Origin of the sequence: Microcoleus sp. T3_A4, from assembly GCF_036700465.1 — a bacterium.
GTDB lineage: Bacteria > Cyanobacteriota > Cyanobacteriia > Cyanobacteriales > Microcoleaceae > Microcoleus.
This window is the reverse complement of sequence record NZ_JAUBOY010000026.1, coordinates 29,704-46,613: the sequence shown is the minus strand read 5'-3', so window position 1 is coordinate 46,613 and position 16,910 is coordinate 29,704. Positions and strand designations below refer to the sequence as shown.

Here is a 16,910-nt window from a genome sequence, read left to right as displayed (position 1 = left end):
GCAGAGAACTGTGAAAGGAGTTGCCCAAAAGGTCCGAAGGCTGGGCGGCCGGCGGCCGGCAAATACGCCCCGGCGGTGGGCGAAGCTGAATCTGCTGGCAACATTGGTGCGCCGGGACTTGGAAGCTCAATACAAAGGCTCGATTCTGGGCAATTTGTGGCCGCTGCTGAATCAGCTATCGCAATTGGTGATTTACACATACGTATTTTCGATCGTCCTCAAGGTAAAGCTTAGCCTTGCAGGCTTCCCAGAAAACAGCGACATTACATTTGGAGTCTGGTTGTTTGCAGGTTTGCTGCCTTGGACTGCCTTCACCAGCGGTTTGATCAAGTCGGCAGTATCGGTGGTGGGGCAGCCGAATTTAGTAAAAAAAGTGGTATTTCCCCTCGGTTTGCTGCCCCTAGTGCCGATTTTTACAGCTTTTCTTGAAAGTTCTCTGGGTTTAGCAGCTTTGATTGTGATAGTAGCAGTATCGTCGCAAAAGCTCAACGCTACTTTATGCTTACTGCCGTTGGTGTGGGTGCCTCAGTTGCTGATAACTGCTGGTTTGGGATATTTGACAGCGGGCTTGACTGTATTTTTGCGAGACATTCCTCAGACATTAGGTGTTATTCTAAATTTTTGGTTTTATTTGACGCCGATCGTCTACCCAGCATCAATCATCCCCCAAGAGTGGCGAGCGTGGATATTTTGGCTGAATCCAATGGCCGCCATCTCGGAGGTTTATCGAGACCTCATACTGCTTGGAGAAGTTAAGCATTGGGGCGAATGGGGTGTCGCCACGCTAATTTCTGCTGCTATATTTTGTGGAGGTTTGGCTGTTTATCGGCGTTTGCGTCCCGCTTTTGCTGACGTACTGTAAATTTGTTTGAGATCTACAGTCAATCTAAAATCTAAAATCTAAAATCGATTGTGGTGTAAATATGTTTGAGATTTCAAGTCAATCTAAAATCTAAAATCTAAAATCTAAAATCGATTGACTGCCGCCAATGACAGAAAATGTAATTTCACTAAAAAATGTTTCCAAATGTTTTAAGCGGTACGATCGTCCAGGAGACCGCTTAAAGGAAATTATTTACCCCAGCAAAAAACTGGCTGACGAATTTTGGGCCCTACACGACATCAATCTGGAAATTCCTCAAGGACAAACTCTGGGAATCGTCGGTCGCAACGGTTCGGGAAAAAGCACTCTCCTGCAAATAATTGTAGGGACGCTGACTCCTACCACAGGAAGCGTGGATGTTAAAGGGCGAGTCTCCGCTTTGTTGGAACTCGGAAGCGGGTTTAACCCGGAATTTACTGGGCGGCAAAATGTGTTTTTTAACGCTCAGTTACTGGGATTTAATCAAAAAGAAACTGAAGAAAAATTTGACGATATAGCTGCTTTTGCTGATATTGGCGATTTCATTGAACAGCCAGTCAAAACTTATTCTAGTGGTATGTTTGTCAGACTAGCTTTTGCCGTAGCGACTAGCGTCGAACCAGATATTTTGGTGGTTGACGAGGCGCTTTCGGTGGGCGACGAAGCTTTTCAACGCAAGTGTTTTGCCCGATTGCAAAGCATTCAGGAAGGTGGCGGAACGATTTTATTTGTTTCTCACGCTGCTACTTCTGTTGTGCAACTTTGTACCTCCGCGATTTTAATGGATAGCGGTGAATTGCTGCTCGCTCACACGCCGAAAGTGGTAATTTCTAAGTATCAAAAGCTGATTTATGCTGATCCGGATCAGGTTCTGGGGTTGAAGTCAGATATTCGAACTCTGAACCAACTGACAAAACAGGAAAGTCAAGACCAGCTTCAGGATGCTAATTTAGAAAGCACAAAGAGGGAAGTTAAACCGGAGCAACATCTTTCTAAACCCCAGGAATATTACGATGAATTTTACGATCCAGGGATGATACCGTCGAATACGGTAAGGTATCCGTCTCGTGGAGCGGAAATTATCAACCCCCACATCGAGACGCTGAAGGGAAAGGTGGTAAATCACTTGCTAGGTCGTCAAGATTATATTTATACTTACTCTGTCACTTTCTCGCGGTCAACTTCCAAGGTTAGGTTTGGAATGTTGATTAAAACAATTAGCGGTTTTGAGTTGGCGGGTGCTTCTTTGAAGGCTTCTACTCAGTCAGTTAGGTACGTGGAAGCAGGAACGACAATTGTAGTAAAGTTTCATTTTAAATGTTTGCTGAATCCCGGTGTTTATTTTCTGAATGCTGGAGTTGTGGGAACGGTAGATGGAGATTTAACTTATCTGGATCGCTGTGTTGATGTGGCGATGTTTAGAGTTCAGTCTTGTACTGAGTCTTGCGGTAACGGCATCGTTGACTTGCTGATCGAACCGTGTTTAACTGTTGTTAATGCTGATGCTCTAGTAAAAGAGCAGTCAACAGAGGTTATCTAAAATTCTGTAAAAACAATGAGCGATATCAATTTAGATTTAGTCGAAAATCCCGTAATCAAAGCATTTATTCAAGATCAAACTAAGTTTCCCGAAAATTTTAAACTGAATATCTGCGAAGACGATGAAATGTATTTGTTCAGCTTGAACAACGTCAAAGACGATCGCGATCGGGCTTTGGTGCGCTATTATTCGATCGGGCGTCGCATCTTGGATACGGTTAAACAAGTTGTGGAATGGCATTTTGGCAGTTTTGAAAATGTTCCCTCTTTTCTAGATTTTGCCTGCGGTTACGGTAGATTTACCAGGTTTTTGATTCAGGAAATACCGCCGGAACGAATTTGGGTTTCTGATATTTATGCTAATGCGGTTAAGTTTCAAACTGAATACTTGGGCGTTAACGGTATTGTCTCAACTGGGAAACCAGAAAATTATTTAATTGACCGCAAGTTTGACTGCATTCTGGCTAATTCTTTTTTCAGCCATATGCCGGAAAGAACTTTTACAAGTTGGTTACAAAATTTGTACGATTTGTTGACTCCTAACGGCATTTTAATGTTCAGCGTTCACGATGAGTGTTTGCGCCTAGCGAATATAGAAATGCCGGCAAATGGTATTTTGTTTAGTCCTCAAAGCGAAAGCCAGTCTTTAGATAAGGAGGAATACGGCACAACTTATGTAACTGAAAAGTTTGTGAGAGAATGTGTCGAGAAAGTTAGCGGAGGCAAAGCTTTTGTTCACCGCATCAAAAAAGGCATCTGCCGATTTCAGGATTTGTATGTTGTCACAAATGAGCTAGTTAGAGATTTTTCGGAGTTGAATTTCAATCATCACCCGGAAGGATATATTGATGTTGCTGCTTTTACGAATAAGGAGAATTTGTATCTAGAAGGATGGGTAGCTGATGTGAACCTCAACGGCCGAATTGAGGAGCTGCAAGTGCTGGTAAATGGGGAGGTGGTACAGAGGTGCGAGCCTTTTTACGATCGCCCAGATGTAGCTGGATATTTTGAAACTGATGGGGCTTTGCAGTCGGGTTGGAGCTGTTATTTACCCAAAAACACTGTAGGATTGCAGGATGTGTTGATAGTCAAAGCAATCAATAACTATGGTTGGGAATGGATTCTGGAAACTTGCACTGTTAAATCGCTGATCAACCAAAGACAATCGCAGTCTTTATTGGGTTCTACTCAGACAAAACTTCAATTACTTGAGACTCAGTTAGAGTCGGCTAGGATAGAAGGGGAGCAAAATCAAAGTAAGTTAATGATTACTCACACAAAGTTGGAAGAATCTCAAACAAGTTTGCAAGAAGCTCAAACGCAATTAGTTTCAGCTCAAACGCAATTGGAGCAAACTCAAAATCAGTTAGTATCTGTGCAAATGCAGTTGGAGAAAACAGAAAATCAGCTAATTAATCTCAAGCAAGAATTAGAGCAAGCGAAGTGTCGGGTTTTGGCAATGGAAAGCAGCAAGTTCTGGAAGATTAGAAGCGCGTGGTTTCAAGTCAGGCGCTCCCTGGGCTTAGCGGGAGATTAGTGAGTAAATTTGGTTGGTGTGGGTATTAGGGCGAGGGAGATAAATTGTGAGTACAAATGACAGCAAACCGTCGGTTTTTATTGTTACCGGAATGCACCGTTCCGGTACGTCTTTAACAGCTTCTTTGTTTCAGAAAGTTGGGGTTGATATTGGCAAAAAGTTAGTGGGCCCGGCCGACGGAAATGTGAAAGGTCATTTCGAGAATGTTGATTTTGTGGAGTTTCACAAAAGTGTTTTACGATCGCACGGTATTGATGAACTCGGATGTACGTTTGAAAAAACGATTCCGGTAGCAGCAGAATACGTGGAAATCGCCAAAAGGGCGATCGATCAAAATCAACAAACTCACAAACATTGGGGTTGGAAAGACCCGCGAACAGCCCTTTTTTGGGATTTTTGGCTGACTTTACTCCCCGAAGCTAATTTTATCTGTGTTTATCGATCGCCCTGGGAAGTAGTCGATTCCCTTTACCGCCGGGGAACCGATGTCAGCTTGCTGCAAAATCCCGAAAAGGCAGTAAAAATGTGGATTCACTACAATCAAAAAGTTTTAGAACTTTACGAACGCTTTCCCCATCGCTGTCTCCTAGCCAACGTTTACCCGATCGGCAACACTCCTGAACTTTTCCTCGATCGAGTCAACGAAAAATTTAACGTTAACTTAGGTGCGATACCGGGAGACAATTTTGAAGAATCTTTATTAGTCAACGATATTGTCAAAAGTCACAGACCGAGTTTAATAGAAAAATATTTTCCCGAAGCATTAGAACTCTATGAACTTTTGGAAACCCAAGCTGGCAATCTCAGCAGTGAGTCGAAAGGTGCGATCGATCAAGTTATTCATTTCCCAGCATCTCCAATCTGGCCCTTTGAAGATTGGCTAAAAATCCGCTTGCTGGAAAAACAGCAAAAAACTAGCTCTTCCGAACTCAAACAGTGGCAAGAACAATTTCACCAGGCCCAGGCGAAAGTGTTGGGATTAGAGACAGAATTAGGAGCAACTCAAGTACAGCTTGCAGGCCAAGAATCAAATTTTCAAGAAGCTTTAGCAAAACTCCTCGGATTAGAAACAGAATTAGGACAAACTCAGGTACAGCTTGCCGGCAAAGAATCACAATTTCAAGAAGCTTTAACAAAAGTCTTAAAATTAGAAGCAGAATTAGGGCAAACTCAGGTACAGCTTGCCGGCAAAGAATCGCAATTTCAAGAAGCGTTAGCGAAACTCCTCGGATTAGAAACAGAATTAGGACAAACTCAGGTACAGCTTGCCGGCAAAGAATCGCAATTTCAAATAGCTTTAGCGAAAGTCTTAAAATTAGAAGCAGAATTAGGGGAAACTCAGGTACAATTTGAAGAGACTGAATTTATATTGCAGCAAAAGTTAGCTGAGTTAATTCAGCTAGAAACAGCACAAAGTCAAACTCAGGAAAGATTAGAAAACTCCCGCCAGGAAAATGAAATTTTTCGGGCAGAACTTGCTATAATCAAGTCTTCAATATGGTGGCAAGTGAGAGAAAAGTTGTGGGAAGTTCAGCGAAAAATCCGCGACTTGTTCCCTAAATTTATTTTTTCGTTAGATCAACCCACTACTTGGCAAGTTTGTGATTCCAACCTGCTAATTGTTGGCTGGGTTTTTAACCAAAAAAGAGAGACTACAGCAGTCCGCGTCAGAATTAAAAACCAGAGTTTCGTAGGCGTTTACGGCATAGAGAGAAGTGATATAGCGCTAGCACACTCTAATATTCCCGCTGCGAAGAAATCTGGTTTTACAATTCAATTGGACGCGCCTGCCGGACGACACGAAGTGCTACTGGAAGCCCAAGACGATCGAGGTAAATGGCATCTTTTGGCAGCTTATCCGTTGTTAGTTTCAACGATTCAAGCATCGTTAGATGTACCGGTGGTGTGGGAACAGCGTCAGGGTCAAATTTTGTTTGCTGGTTGGTGCTGCCACCACGATCGCAAAATTGCTAAATTAAGCTTGTTGTGCGGCGATACTTCTGTAGAATGCGCCTACGGTTTGCGGCGAAAAGATGTCGGCGAAGTGTTTCCTGACTGGGTTAACAGTTCGGAAAGCGGTTTTGAGGCCCTTGTCGATTTGCCGCCAGGGGAATGGCACGTTTCTCTGCAAGCTGAGTTAGAAAGCGGGGAAATTTTGTCTTTTCAAGCGCCTAAAAAATTGACAGTGCGGCGCTACCATATCTGGCAGCGAAGTGCAGATAAATTTGAGGAGTTATCAAGGTTTACAGCCGCAATTCAGCAGCGGGCGAGGGAAAGAAAACAGCGTCTTGGTAGAATTGTGCCATTGCCCTGGGAAATTGTGAAAGTGCTCCGCCAGTTGGGGAAGATTTATCGGCAGCAAAAACAGTTTAGTGCGCCGGGAGATTTACTGCCACCGGCGGGTTTTGTGGTGCCTCAACCCATTGATAGATATGACGCATGGCTGGAGGTGAATCAGTGGAACGATCGCGCGCGCGATTACTTAATTTCTCGGTTAAAATCGTGCCGGGAACCCCTGCCAAAAATTTCGGTAGTAATGCCAGTTTACAATCCGCAGATAGATTTTCTCGAAAGTGCGATCGACAGTGTAATCAATCAAGTTTATGCCAACTGGGAACTCTGCATTGCCGACGATTGCAGCACCGATTTCACTGTTGCTGACACTTTGAAAAGCTGGGTTCAAAAGGACGATCGTATTCGCATCACATTTCGCACAGAAAACGGCAACATCAGCGCAGCAACCAACAGCGCCGCCGCCCTCGCAACAGGCGACATCATCCTGTTTTTAGACAACGACGACGAACTAACTCCCGACGCATTAGGCGAAGTCGCCCTATATTTTGCCACCCATCCAGCCACCGATTTTCTCTATTCCGACGACGACAAAATCGACACTAAAGGTCGCCGATTCGCCCCGCAATTCAAACCGGAATGGTCGCCGGAACTGCTGCTTTCCTATATGTATCTAGGTCATTTGTGCGCCGTGAGAAGACACATTTTTGAAGAAATAGGCGGTTTACGGATAGGTTTTGAAGGCTCGCAAGATTACGATTTTGCCTTGAGAGCCACCGAAGTTTCTCGCCACGTCGCCCACCTGCCGCTAGTGCTGTATCACTGGCGAACCGCACCCGGTTCTACAGCCATATCTGGGGCCGCGAAACCCGCCAGTTTTTCCGCAGGTCAAAAAGCCATTCAAGACGCACTGAACCGCCGCCAAATTAACGGCAATGTCGCTCAGCACGCATGGGCGATTAAAGAAAATTTGGGGATATTTGCCCAGGATTTTCCGGATAACGGCCCATCAGTAACGGTAATTATTCCTACTAAAAATCAGCTTAAATTGCTGAAAGCCTGTCTGGATTCTCTAGAAACTACAACCTACAAAAATTATCAAGTTGCCGTCATCGACAACGAAAGCGACGACCCGAAAACTCTGGAATACTTAAAGGAATTAAGTTGCCAAGTTTTGCGGATAAAAAATCCTGGCGGCAAGTTTAGTTTTGCAGCAATTAACAACCGCGCTGCGGAACAAGTTGACAGCGAATATGTGTTGTTTTTGAACAACGATACTGAAGTAATTAACCCGCGCTGGCTGAGTCAAATGGTGGGATACGCTCAAATCGCGGGCGTGGGTGCAGTCGGCGCGAGGCTTTTATATCCCGACGGCAGAATTCAGCACGCGGGCGTAATTCACGGGCTGCATCACGGTTTGGCTGGTCATGCTTTTAAGCTGATGGACAAGAATAATCGAGGCTATCTTTCTCAAGCGATGGTAACGCGAAATTACTCTGCGGTAACAGCCGCTTGCACGATTACTCCGCGTCAATTGTTCTTAGAATTGGGCGGTTTTGATGAGGAGAATTTTGCTGTTGCTTACAATGATGCAGATTACGGATACCGATTGTTAGAACGCGGTTATCGGTGCGTATATTGTCCCGATGCGGAGTTGTTGCACAAAGAGGGAACTTCTAGGGGTTTTACCGACAATCCTCAAGAAGTGGCGGCTTTTAGGCGTAAGTATGCGGGGAAAAATGACAGTTTTTATAGTCCGCACTTGTCTTTAGAAGATGAGTATTTTCATATTCAACCTCGACGGGTTTTTATGAAAGAAAAAGGTTCGGCAACGGATTTTGTAACGGATGTAACGGATGTAACGGATGTAACCAATAATGAAGAAGTAAAATTTAATAATTCTGGTTTGTTGGTAGCAAAAGCAGAGAATTTGATTCATCCTATCAAAGTTTTGATGTGCAGCAATTCGCTGGATTTCACTGGGGCGCCGCTGCATCAGTACGAAATTGCGGTGAAATTGGCGGCAGAGGGTGTGATTAAGCCGATCGTACTTTGCGTAACAGACGGGCCCCTGCGTCAAGCTTACGAACAGCAGGGAATTGAAGTAATTGTGCGCGACAATCCTCTCGAACACATCTATCAGCGCGATGCTTATGATGAAGCCATCCGCAGTTTTAGCACAGAAATTGCCAGTTTAAAAGTAGATGCAATTTATGCCAATACTTTAGAAAACTTTTTTGTAGTTGATGCCGCGCGGCAACTCGGAACTCCTACAGTGTGGAACGTGCACGAAAGCGAACCTTGGCAAACTTATTTTAACAGGTTTGGTTCGGAGATTGCGGCGAGAGCTTTAGAGTGTTTTCGCTTTCCTTACAAAGTGATTTTTGTGGCAGATGCCACGCGGGATAGGTATTTGCCTCTCAACAGCCACCACAATTTTACAGTGATTCACAACGGCTTAGATTTGAGCAAACTGGAAAATTCGGAGAATTCTGAATTGGCTAGAAAAACTTTAGGTGTTGCAGCGGAAGATGTGGTAATTTTGCTGCTGGGAACGGTATGCGAACGCAAAGGCCAGCAGGATTTAGTTAAGGCACTTTCACTTTTACCTGATAAATGGCACAATAAGATTAGATGTTTTATTGTGGGCGATCGCCCGAGTATTTACAGCAATAAATTAGCCGAGTTGGTGGGGGAATTACCAGAAGAGTTGCGGCAAAGAGTGACAGTAGTCCCGGAAACTGGGGAGACGGGAAAATATTACAAAGCTGCTGATATTTTTGTTTGCACTTCTCGCGTTGAAAGTTTTCCCAGAGTGATTTTGGAGGCGATGGTCTCCGATTTGCCAATTGTTACATCGCCGGTTTTTGGAATTAAAGAACAAGTGCGGCCTGGAATTAATGGTTTGTTTTATACGCCCGATCGCCCGGACGAATTAGTTGCAGCTTTGATTAGTTTACTGGAGGACAAATCTTTGCGGCAGCAGTTAGCTGAAAACGCTAAATATGTCTTGGATTCACTTAATACTTTTGAGGAAATGACTCAAGCTTATGCAGAGATTTTCTGCGAAGCATATTTCAGCCGTCATTAGTCATTTTACAGTGCCAGCGTCCCCGCCCGTGAAGGGCAGTAACTCACCTCGTAGACTTTTGGCAGGATTTAATATAATTTGCCAAAAATTGCGGAACATATTGAAAATTGAGCCATCAATACTATAAAATAATCAAAAATGAACGATGATAAAATGACCGATCGCCCAAGAGTAGATTATGAAAGGGCCTGGGACAGTTACGCCCAACAGTGGCAAAAAACTAATGCCGAACTTGCCCATATTGGCGACGAATGGATAGGTAAAGCTGCCGGTGCCGCCAACTCCTTAGCCGAATACGAAGCGCTGATAGAACAGCAATTTATTGCACCGTACATCAAAAAAGAACATACGGTTTTAGAAATTGGTATCGGCGGGGGAAAAACCGGTTCGCTGCTGCTGAAATATTGCGATCGACTAATTTGTGCAGACATTTCCAGTCAAATGTTGCAAGCAGCGCGATCGCGCTTGGGAGACGATCGCGTTTCTTACGTCAAACTCGACGGTTTAACATTAGACGGCATCGCCCCAAGTTCAGCCGATGTCTGCTTTTGTTACGATACAATGGTACACGTAGAGCCGGTAGATATATTCAACTACCTGACTCGAATTCCCAAACTGCTGCAGGGCGATCGAATTTGCGTGTTTCACCACACAAATATTTTTAGCGAATTAGGGTGGCAAAAATTCGCCAGCGAGTGGGACAAAAACTTGCTAGGACACAGAGACGGCACAGCGTTTTCAGTTATGACTGATACAATTATGGAAAAATTTCTCCATCATTTAAACTATGAAATCATCCTGAAAAATACATCTTCAGTACCGCGAGATTGTGTCTGGATCTGCAAAGCACCAACCCCCAATGAATAAAATACAAGCTTTTTAGCCGCTTCAAAATATTTTATTCCAACTAACAACAGTCAACAGTCAATCGATTTTAGATTTTAGATTTTAGATTGTTATCAGTCAACAGTCAACAGTCAACAGTCAACAGTCAATCGATTTTAGATTTTAGATTGTTATCAGTCAACAGACAACAGACAACAGTCAACAGTCAACAGTCAACAGTCAACAGACAACTGACAATGAAAGCATTATTTCTCCATCCCAACTTCCCCGCCCAATACCGCCACATTATCACGGCTTTAGGCGCAGATCCCAAAAATCAAATTGTCTTCGGCACTAAAAACGAGCGCCCAGAGTGGAACATTCCCGGCGTTCGCAAAGCAGCATTTACCCCCAGCCGGGAACCCCACGCGCAGACTCACCAATACGTCCGCCCTTTAGAAAGTGCCGTCATCTACGGACAAGCCGTATTTAGAATGGCAGAACAACTGAAAGCCGACGGTTTCGTACCCGATATTATCTGCGGACATTCCGGTTGGGGCCCGACATTATTTGTCAAGGAAGCTTTTCCAAATACACCACTTTTGTGCTATTTCGAGTGGTTTTATCATGCTATTGGTTCCGACGCAGATTTTGATCCAGCGGAACCTTTAACAGTTGACGATATGGCCAGAATTAGAATCAAAAATGCGCCGATTCTGATCGATTTATACTCTTGTGATTGGGGTTTGTCGCCCACTTATTGGCAGCGATCGCAATTTCCGCCAGAACTACAACAAAAATTATCCACACTCCACGACGGCGTAGATACCGATTACTTCAAACCAGACCCCGGTGCTAAACTGGTTTTGCCTAACTTAGACTTGTCTGGCGTTGATGAAATTGTCACCTACGTATCGCGGGGAATGGAACCTTACCGGGGTTTTCCCGAATTCATTGAGTCGATCGCCTATGTACAAGAACGTCGCCCCAACTGTCACGTCGTAATCGTTGGTTCAGAAAGAGTTTGTTATGGGCGTTCTTTACCCAACGGCGAGTCTTACAAAGACTATATGCTCAAAAAAGTCCCCCTAGACTTGTCGCGAGTTCACTTTGTCGGTCCCCTACCTTACGGACTGTATTTAAAAGTAATTCAAGCATCCGACGTACACGTTTATTTGACCAGACCTTTTGTACTATCTTGGTCGATGATTGAATCTTTATCAACAGGATGTTTAGTAATCGGTTCCGACACAGGGCCAGTCAGAGAAGTTATCCGCGACGGAGAGAACGGTTTGCTAGTCGATTACTTCTCACCGAAACAAGTAGCCGATCGCATTGATGAAGTTTTAGACCATCCTACCCGCATGGCAGAAATTCGCATCAAAGCCCGTCAAACCGCCCTAGAACGCTACAGTTTAGCTAAAATGCTGCCGCAACATTTACAACTAATTGAGCAAGTAGCAAATCGTTCCATGCCGCCTACAGTTGGTATGGAACCAGAACGGGAATTAGCAGCATCTTTTGCAGTGAGAATTTAGCAATAAAGTTGGTCAGGACTAAACCGCGGTTCACAACATCTCCTGTGCGACTACACCGCACAGGAGATGGTTGTTTCATTCTCTTGTAGGGGCTGCCCCCATGTCTGAAACGCCGTGAAATCGTCTGTGGGAGGGTAGGCATTCTTGGCACTACAAGAGTCAAAATCGCGATTTTGGTGAGAATGAAACCGCCCTGCTGATTGTTGGGGGACGCAAGAGTAAGTTCTTGTCCCCCCCTTTTTTAAGGAGGGGGGCTAGGGCGGATCGAGCTTAAATGAACCGAAATGGAGCCATAGTTGCTGGCAGCATTCATGCGAGTGGTAAAAAGCAGCACACCTGTAGAATAGGATGTAGTGGAGGCATTTAAGTTGGAAAGTATGGGGTTGGTAAATTTACAAGCCAATCTCGCGACGGTGAGTTGCGAGTTTTATAGGCAGTATTTTGGCGATCGTTTCAGTAGCAATTGATACCATTCGGGATTATCAGGAGTAACAAAAGAGCTATGAAGATTATTCGGTTCCTGAGTTTATTATGCCTCGTAACAATTATTTCTGTTTTTTCAGGGTTTGTAGCCTCCTATCGTGCTATGGGAGTATTTGATAGCGGCTATTCACCTCCACCTATAAAGCTGGAAAATTTCAAAGAGCTGCCACAAAGCCCTCTTTCTAATAATGCGTTTGCTTTTGCCGACATCGCTTGGAGAACATTTGTAACTTTGAATTGGCCTGCTAATGACGCCAGGTCATTAAAGGAACTTGCCTTGGGTCAAGCACCGCTCGCTCCACGTGTATGGGAATTTTATCGAACTCCTGAAGAAGTGTTTCTTCCTAATGGTGAAAACCCTTTGCTAAATACACCCAACCCTTTTGCAATAAGAACCTTAAACTTAGACTTAATCAAGGGGCAAGGATCGGGTTCGCCAGAAAATGAGGAATTGCGAAAAAATTTACAAAATAGCCGTGCTTGGATCGAAAAAGTTATTAAGAGTAAGGAGTGCCCAGCAAAAATTGAGGTTAGCGATGAAGAAAATAATTTGTTGCTCAACAACATTCCTCTTGTCGATAAACAAGGAAATTACATAATAGTCGAGAGTCATTTGAACCCAAATGAATTCAAGCAAATTGTGGATAATAAATGGTACGATGCTAGCAAATTGGCTGAGTACAACCAAAAGGAAAAGTTAGAGTTTAAATCCACCCATTCAAGTATAGATGCACCCATAGAAGTTAAGGCAGCTTGGCGCGTTTTTGATAAAAAATCTAGCGCAGAGGAAAAAGGTCGTTACTATACCACAAAGCGGGTATTAGCAATTCCTAAAGAACAATATGTTTGTACTACCGATAATTGTGGTACTGACGATCCTGTACTTCAGGAAATTGAAGTGGGACTGATTGGCTTCCATATTGCCTATAAAATACCTAAACAGCAAAGTTCAACTCCTGGATGGGTTTGGGCTACCTTTGAACAGGTGGATAATCTCAAAGTGGATAATGGGCCTCTAGGATTGAAACCAACCCTATCCAACCCAGATTGCGATCCAAACGATCCAAATAAGGGGTCTTGCCTACCTAACTATCCATACGTAGAATGGCCTTTTCTTTGGCGCGATCAATCTCCCCATGCGGTGACGAAATCCCAGGATGGGAAAATAAAGCCGCAAATTCCTACCCAGGCTGTACGACTCTCCGAACAGCGCAATTGCAGAAGCAACCAACTCAGTGACTCTGTAAAGAAATCTCTCCAACAACAGAACAAAAATTGGCAGCAAGAATTCCGAAAAGTGGATGGGAATTCTGTATGGCAATACTATCAACTTGTGGGAACTCAATGGGTGCAAAATCCTCCTACTGCTAGTCAACTTACGTCTTTGACAAATGATAAGTTAATATCAAACAGTAGAACGGGGACTACACCAGGACCGCTATTCAATGTAGCTATGGAAGCTTATTCCCAAACCCAGGTCAACGGTGATTCCTGTATTGGTTGCCACGTCACTGCAACACTACCAAGTTCTAGGGGTACTTCTGAAAAAGCCATGTCAGATTTTAGTTTTCTATTGCAACGTGCTAAAAGTTCGAGAAATAATGTATCAAGCGATGGTAAACCCAATTCCTGAACTTAGCTTTGATTGAGAAGCAAAGGTTTCGAGAGAGCAACATATCATCCATATAGCTACAATCTTAAGGAGAAGATAGCAATGTCTGAATTCAATACAATCCAAAGCTTAGTCAGTCCAGATCAGCCAACTAAAGCTGAAGATGAGCTAAAGAATCTGCTCAAAGAAATGGGGTTTGACCTAACTGAGACAACACAGCAATTCGCCGCTCAATGGTCGCAATTGGTTGCTTGGTCTTGGCTTGAGCCTCATGAGTATACCGAAAATAAGCCAAACGAAGCGCAGGAAAATCTCCGACAAGAGTTTATCAATGCAGTCAAAGAGTTAGCCCGTACCTGCATTCAGGAGCATTACTGTCCGGGTATGTTTGTCGATCAAATAATGGCACAGAGCGATCGTCTGTCTCAATATTTGACTGGAGACATATCGGTGAGTGACTTAACGTTGCCTAAGCTTTACCAGCAGCTTACCAATAATCAAAAGCCGTATGTTTTTACGAAAGAGTTGACTCAAAATTTTGTCTGGGTGGTAACTGTCGATCGATTTAATGGCTGGTTGGCTGGTTACAATAACGACAAGAAAAAGTTTGTGATGGTAATAGCTTATCCACCTCGCCCCGCACTCAGTCCATCGGTTTTGACGGTATCTGAGTTGCGCGATTGGAGTCAGGGCGTCGGAGATGGAGGGTACACTCCTCCTAATCCCTATATTCCCACCTGCCTTTGCTAAGGTCGTAATCTCAGCACCAGTTGATGAGTAAGTGGTTAGGTAGGTTGTTGCGCTTTAGCGCTAAAGCGCAACAACGTACAAAAAATACTTAAATTAATACAATAAATTTGCTTACAGAATGTATCGCGATTACAAGCCAAAATTTAAGGATTGCTTTCGCATCGAGACAGAAAGAACAGAAGGAGTTTTCCTTTTGTCGGAAAGGAATGCGGCTGTACTGAGCGACCCTATCTACGCCCAATTAGCTCCGTTGTTGGATGGAAATCATAGCATTGATGAAATTGTCAATCAATTGCAAGATCGCCTGCCGGCATCTTATATCTACTATGGGCTAAGTCAGTTAAAAAATCAGGGTTATCTGAGCAACGGTGATGAGTTGCTGTCGCCATCGTTACAGATTTTTTGTGAGCAGTTGAATATTAGCGTGGAAGCCGCACACGATCACTTACAGACAACCAAAGTCGCAGTGAGGGCAATGGGTTCTATTTCCGCTGCTGAATTGATTGAAACTCTAGAATCGCACCAAATCCAGGTCAGCGAAGATGCCGATTTGCAAGTCGTTTTGTGTGATGATTACCTGCAACTGGATCTAGCCGCGCTCAATCAGCTTGCCTTACAAAAATCGCGTCCCTGGTTACTTGTCAAGCCGATTGGCACAATTATCTGGCTTGGCCCACTGTTCTATCCCAGAAAAACGGGCTGTTGGGAATGTTTGGCGCAACGCTTGCGATGCAATCGACCCATTGAAGGGTATCTTAAGAGACGGACGAACGATACAGCACCGCTGACGCCACCCCTAGCGAAAATACCTGGTGTCTTGCAAACGGCTTTGGGGATGACAGCTATTGAAGTCTTAAAATGGATCGTTCAGAATCGGGAAAATAAACGATTGGAAGGGGTATTAATTACTCACGATACTTTGACTTTAGAGACTCAAAGCCATATTCTCACCAAGCGTCCTCAATGCCCGGTTTGCGGATTTAGCAAAAGCCAGAATAGTGCAAAACCAATCCCATTAATTCTGGGTAGTCGCAAGAAAACTTTTACTGCTGAAGGCGGACACCGTTGCAGTTCTCCTGAAGCCACCCTTAGTAAATATCAGCATCATATTAGTCCCATCACGGGGGTTATTCGAGAATTACAAAAGTTACCCGATCGCCTAGATGGTTTTCATAATTATGTAGCAAAACATCATTTTATCTCGATGTTTGATGACTTGAGATCATTGGCTCAAAACATTGGCGGTAGAAGTGGAGGAAAGGGAAGAACGGATATTCAGGCGCGAGTTAGCGGTTTTGGAGAAGCTATAGAGAGATATTCTGGGGTTTTCCAGGGAGATGAAATCAGAATTAAAAGTAGCTATCACCAACTCGGCGATCGCGCAATTCATCCCAACGCTTGTATGAATTTCAGCCAATCCCAATATAGCGATCGCCAAAACTGGAATGCCAGTTGTCAGACCCTTTTTCAAAGAGTCCCCGAACCATTTGATCAAACCAACGCGATCGAGTGGACGGCTGTTTGGTCTTTGACTCAGCAGGAATTTAAGTATCTTCCCACTGCTTACTGTTACTTTGGCTATCCCAAACCAGAAAAACCTGACTGTTGGGCAGATACGAACGGCTGTGCAGCAGGTAACACCTTGGAAGAGGCGATATTACAAGGTTTTATGGAATTGGTCGAACGAGATAGCGTGGCGCTGTGGTGGTACAACCGAATTCAAAGACCAGAGGTGGATTTGGACAGTTTTGATGAACCTTATTTTCGCTCTCTGGAAGAGTCTTATCAGTCCATCCATCGGGATTTGTGGGTTTTGGATGTCACCAGCGATCTGAATATTCCCACCTTTGTTGCTGTTAGTAAATGTTGCGATCGCGACTCGGAAGATATTCTTTTAGGATTCGGTTCTCATTTCGATGCTAAAATTGCTGTTAGTAGAGCGCTGACGGAAATCAATCAAATTTTGGGTGTTGTGTTACCAACTAACGCCGATGGTAAAACCCAGTACGCCTCCTCAGCGGAACCCTTAGCATTAAACTGGTGGCAAACTGCAACGCTACAGAATCAGCCCTATTTAGTTCCCAACAAAAGTAGTCGCGCTAAAGTTTATGCCGATTACGCTCAAAACTGGAGTGACGACCTACTAGAAGACATCAAGCGCTGCCAACAAATCGTAGAACAAAAGGGAATGGAAATGTTAGTCCTGGATCAAACTCGTCCTGATATTGGGTTGAAGGTCGTCAAGGTAATTGTGCCTGGAATGCGACACTTTTGGAAGCGTTTAGGAGCAGGACGACTCTATGATGTACCCGTACAAATGGGGTGGTTAAACCAACCAATATCTGAAGATAATCTGAATCCAATTCCAATGTGGTTATAAT

The 16,910-nt window shown here is 44.0% G+C and carries 10 protein-coding genes; all 10 read left to right on the top strand.

What is annotated here, in order from left to right; genetic code table 11:
• Positions 1-10 precede the first annotated feature (10 nt).
• On the top strand, positions 11-862 hold the full coding sequence (locus tag QUA07_RS16020) for an ABC transporter permease (RefSeq protein ID WP_333326714.1): 852 nt from the start codon (positions 11-13) through the stop codon (positions 860-862).
• 127 nt (positions 863-989) lie between these two features.
• Positions 990-2,402, top strand: coding sequence for an ABC transporter ATP-binding protein (locus tag QUA07_RS16015; protein ID WP_333082265.1), 1,413 nt, complete (start codon positions 990-992; stop codon positions 2,400-2,402).
• A 15-nt stretch (positions 2,403-2,417) separates the two neighbouring features.
• Positions 2,418-3,938: a methyltransferase gene (locus QUA07_RS16010; protein ID WP_333326711.1), complete on the top strand. Its 1,521-nt coding sequence runs from the start codon at positions 2,418-2,420 to the stop codon at positions 3,936-3,938.
• 46 nt (positions 3,939-3,984) lie between these two features.
• Positions 3,985-9,321, top strand: a complete 5,337-nt coding sequence (locus tag QUA07_RS16005) for a glycosyltransferase (RefSeq protein WP_333326709.1) — start codon at positions 3,985-3,987, stop codon at positions 9,319-9,321.
• 138 nt (positions 9,322-9,459) lie between these two features.
• On the top strand, positions 9,460-10,188 hold the full coding sequence (locus tag QUA07_RS16000) for a class I SAM-dependent methyltransferase (protein ID WP_333082268.1): 729 nt from the start codon (positions 9,460-9,462) through the stop codon (positions 10,186-10,188).
• Positions 10,189-10,403: 215 nt separating this feature from the next.
• Positions 10,404-11,684 carry a glycosyltransferase family 4 protein gene (locus tag QUA07_RS15995; protein ID WP_333073645.1) on the top strand — a complete coding sequence of 427 codons (1,281 nt, stop codon included), beginning with the start codon at positions 10,404-10,406 and terminating at the stop codon, positions 11,682-11,684.
• Between the two features lie 353 nt (positions 11,685-12,037).
• Positions 12,038-12,151 carry an AAA-like domain-containing protein gene (locus tag QUA07_RS15990; RefSeq protein WP_333326707.1) on the top strand — a complete coding sequence of 38 codons (114 nt, stop codon included), beginning with the start codon at positions 12,038-12,040 and terminating at the stop codon, positions 12,149-12,151.
• A 35-nt stretch (positions 12,152-12,186) separates the two neighbouring features.
• Positions 12,187-13,800 (top strand): hypothetical protein, encoded by a 1,614-nt coding sequence (locus QUA07_RS15985; RefSeq protein ID WP_333326705.1) that lies wholly within the window; start codon positions 12,187-12,189, stop codon positions 13,798-13,800.
• Between the two features lie 81 nt (positions 13,801-13,881).
• Positions 13,882-14,529, top strand: coding sequence for a hypothetical protein (locus QUA07_RS15980; protein ID WP_333326703.1), 648 nt, complete (start codon positions 13,882-13,884; stop codon positions 14,527-14,529).
• Positions 14,530-14,647: 118 nt separating this feature from the next.
• Positions 14,648-16,909 (top strand): TOMM precursor leader peptide-binding protein, encoded by a 2,262-nt coding sequence (locus QUA07_RS15975; protein WP_333326701.1) that lies wholly within the window; start codon positions 14,648-14,650, stop codon positions 16,907-16,909.
• The last annotated feature ends 1 nt before the right edge of the window (position 16,910 follow it).

What these genes read in the sequence shown, in the direction of transcription:
- QUA07_RS15995 (WP_333073645.1), top strand. Translation starts at nt 10,404, where the DNA reads ATGAAAGCATTATTTCTCCATCCCAACTTCCCCGCCCAATACCGCCAC.
- QUA07_RS16015 (WP_333082265.1), top strand. Translation starts at nt 990, where the DNA reads ATGACAGAAAATGTAATTTCACTAAAAAATGTTTCCAAATGTTTTAAG.
- QUA07_RS15985 (WP_333326705.1), top strand. Translation starts at nt 12,187, where the DNA reads ATGAAGATTATTCGGTTCCTGAGTTTATTATGCCTCGTAACAATTATT.
- QUA07_RS15975 (WP_333326701.1), top strand. Translation starts at nt 14,648, where the DNA reads ATGTATCGCGATTACAAGCCAAAATTTAAGGATTGCTTTCGCATCGAG.
- QUA07_RS16000 (WP_333082268.1), top strand. Translation starts at nt 9,460, where the DNA reads ATGAACGATGATAAAATGACCGATCGCCCAAGAGTAGATTATGAAAGG.
- QUA07_RS16010 (WP_333326711.1), top strand. Translation starts at nt 2,418, where the DNA reads ATGAGCGATATCAATTTAGATTTAGTCGAAAATCCCGTAATCAAAGCA.
- QUA07_RS15980 (WP_333326703.1), top strand. Translation starts at nt 13,882, where the DNA reads ATGTCTGAATTCAATACAATCCAAAGCTTAGTCAGTCCAGATCAGCCA.